Origin of the sequence: Methanoregula sp., assembly GCF_002835825.1 — an archaeon.
GTDB lineage: Archaea > Halobacteriota > Methanomicrobia > Methanomicrobiales > Methanospirillaceae > Methanoregula.
Genome location: NZ_PIZH01000304.1, coordinates 1 through 2,648, shown reverse-complemented (window position 1 = coordinate 2,648; position 2,648 = coordinate 1). Strand labels below are relative to the sequence as shown.

Genomic DNA, 2,648 nt, shown 5'->3' with positions numbered 1-2,648 from the left:
CCCCCGTCCACGGCCGCGCCGCCACGCAGCGCGAGCCACCAGCTGGAGCGTGCGGATCTTCCCGCCCCGGGAACGGGAGTCCCGCCCCGGGATCTTGCAGCGGTTCTCGATCATTTTGTTGCAACGCGCCTGCAGGTGGGAGAGGGGTACCGTGTTGCCCGGGCCGGGAAATCCGCGCTGCTCTATACCGGGACTGTCGATATTCCCCCGCAGGACGTTGTTGAACAGGTGGTAACAAGTGCTGTCCGGAACGGAAGCGGGAGCGCCCCGGCGGGGATGCGGGAGATCCGTGTCCTTGACCCGGCCTGCGGAGCCGGGCTCTTTCTTCTTGCACTGTTTCGCAACCGTGTCCAGAAACAACAAGGCCGAAACGACCGGGCGCTGTCCTGCCCGGAATTGCTGGAAGTCCTTTGTTCATCGGTCTTCGGCACCGATATCGACCCGGAATCCGTGAGCGCTGCCCGCCTTGTCCTCCTGCTTGCATTCATCGGGGAGTGCCGGAAAGCCGGTCTTCCGGCGCCCGCAACGGACCAGGTGAGGGCTGCATGTACGATCCTCACGGAAACCATCCGGTGCGGGAATGCCCTGATCGCGCCGGACTATTTTTCCCAAAAGCCGGTCTTCCCGTTCAATGCCGAAGAACGCCGGCGCGTGAACGCGTTTGACTGGCGGGTCGCCTTCCCTCAAGTGATGGCGGAGGGTGGATTCGATGCGGTGATCGGCGCCCCGCCGCCGTACCGTCCGTTTGCCGTGAAGGCCCGGGAGGAGTACTTCCAGACGCATTACGCGAGTTATGCTGCTTCGGCCGGCCTGTACGGGTACTTCATCGAGCGCGGGCTCTCGCTCCTCCGGCCCGGTGGGACAATCGCCGCCCTCGTACCCGGGACATTTCTGCGATCAGAACCTGCACGTCCGTTCCGCCGCTTCCTGCTCGGGTGGCAGATCCGGCAGATTGTGAGCACCCAAAGGACGCGGGCGCTACCGGAAGGGGACATCCCTGTCATTCTGCTCGTGCTTGACAACCAGCAGCCTCGCGATCCCTTCACGGTCTCTCCGGATTTTTTTATGGGCCGGAACGACTTCCGGCTCGACCAGCGGATGCTGGATGACGGGGGATGGCGGCTGGAGGACACCCGGACAGTGAAAGTCTTAGAGAAGATCCGGGCACAAGGGACGCTTCTTGAAGAGTACGTCATGGGGGAGATGGGGACGGGGGCGCATGCTGTCGTGGACAATCCCCTGGTTGTTGACCGGCAGATGCGGAGCAGGCTGACAAAGAATGCCTGGTGGGCGCGGCGCTTTTTCCTCCCCCTTCTCTGCCCGGCAGATATCCGGCGCTATGTGCCGGTGAAACCATCGCGGTTTTTGATCGCCGGGTCGGGGAGCAGCAAGATCCGGAAATGCCGGGCACTGGCGCAGTACCTGGAAGGCGGATCAGAAACCGCGGTCAGCGTGTCCGGTCAGCGTGTCCATCATGAAGAGCCAGAGCCGGGACGTGCGCAGGAAAAAATGCAGGAAAATTTCCTTCCGGAAAAACCATTACCGAAAATTATTTTCGCCTCATACCAGCACAGCCCGGCATTCTGTCTTGATTCCAAAGGTGCATTTGCCATTGCACGTATGCTCTCAGCAATTCTCCGGAACGATCCGTATCTGGTGGCGATCCTGAACTCGACGCTCGGCCGGTTCATTGTCATGCACATCTGCCCGTACACAGACCGCGGGTATCATCTGAGCCCGGCAGCGATCGGGAAATTTCCGGTCATCGTCCCGGACTATGAAACATTTTCAGAGAAAAAAATTCATGAAAAGATCATTCTGCTGGTCTCGCAGATGATATCACTTTGCGAATATCTCCCCAAGGCCAAAACCGACCAGGAGCGCCGGCTCGTGCAGCAGGAGATCGATGCAACGGATGTCCGGATCGATGCGCTGGTGTACGAGCTGTACGGGCTGACGGCTGAGGAGATTGCGGTAGTTGAGGGGAGCACCTCCTGAGACCGTGGCACATCTATTACTTTCCAGAGAAGAGTTTAACCATCGGGGACAAACCTTAGAAAAGAGGATAGGGATCATGGACCAGAGTGATTACCGGGTGTTGCTCCGGAAAGAACCTGAAGGCGGGTACACCGCAATTGTTCCCACACTTCCCGGGTGTGTTACCTTTGGGGATTCTATAGACGAAACCATCACCATGGCCAAAGAAGCGATCGAGCTCTACCTTGAGTGCCTGCGGGCTCATGGGGATAAGATCCCTGCCGAGTGAGGCGTGCCTGAGTCCCAGTCCCCGTCGTGAAAGGGATCTCTTGACCCTTTATAAAGGAAGTTCACCACTCTTATTTAACCTGCCCCCCTCTAAAACGGTCACAGAAGCCGCCGGGCAGCGGCTTTTTACGGACCTCCTGAAATACGTCCAAAAAAAGGGAGCGCCGGACGCCCGCCAATTTGCAGGTTGAAGAGGGGCAAAAATCGCCGCATTGTGAAAAAGAATTCCAAAAATCGCGTATCTCCATTGGCGTGGACCACACTTCCACTCCACAAAAAAGTGACCTTTGTCCTTTTTCCCATCCGGGCATTTTACGGGCTTTTTTGAGAGACTCTTTTCCCTGTCCCTTATACCAATCTGACCCTGCCGACGAGAAGGAACA

Annotated in this window: 3 protein-coding genes; 2 read left to right on the top strand and 1 reads right to left on the bottom strand. The window is 58.2% G+C overall.

Annotated elements, in window-relative coordinates:
* On the top strand, positions 1–1,998 hold a 1,998-nt coding region (locus CW742_RS10195; RefSeq protein ID WP_292420008.1), incomplete at its 5' end, for an Eco57I restriction-modification methylase domain-containing protein.
* A gap of 76 nt (positions 1,999–2,074) precedes the next feature.
* The gene (locus CW742_RS10190; RefSeq protein WP_292420005.1) at positions 2,075–2,266 is read left to right on the top strand and encodes a type II toxin-antitoxin system HicB family antitoxin; all 192 of its coding nucleotides are present in this window, start codon (positions 2,075–2,077) and stop codon (positions 2,264–2,266) included.
* A gap of 48 nt (positions 2,267–2,314) precedes the next feature.
* Here CW742_RS10190 and CW742_RS10185 read toward each other — a convergent pair.
* The coding region (locus tag CW742_RS10185; RefSeq protein ID WP_292420002.1) for a hypothetical protein at positions 2,315–2,648 on the bottom strand (334 nt) is incomplete at its 5' end.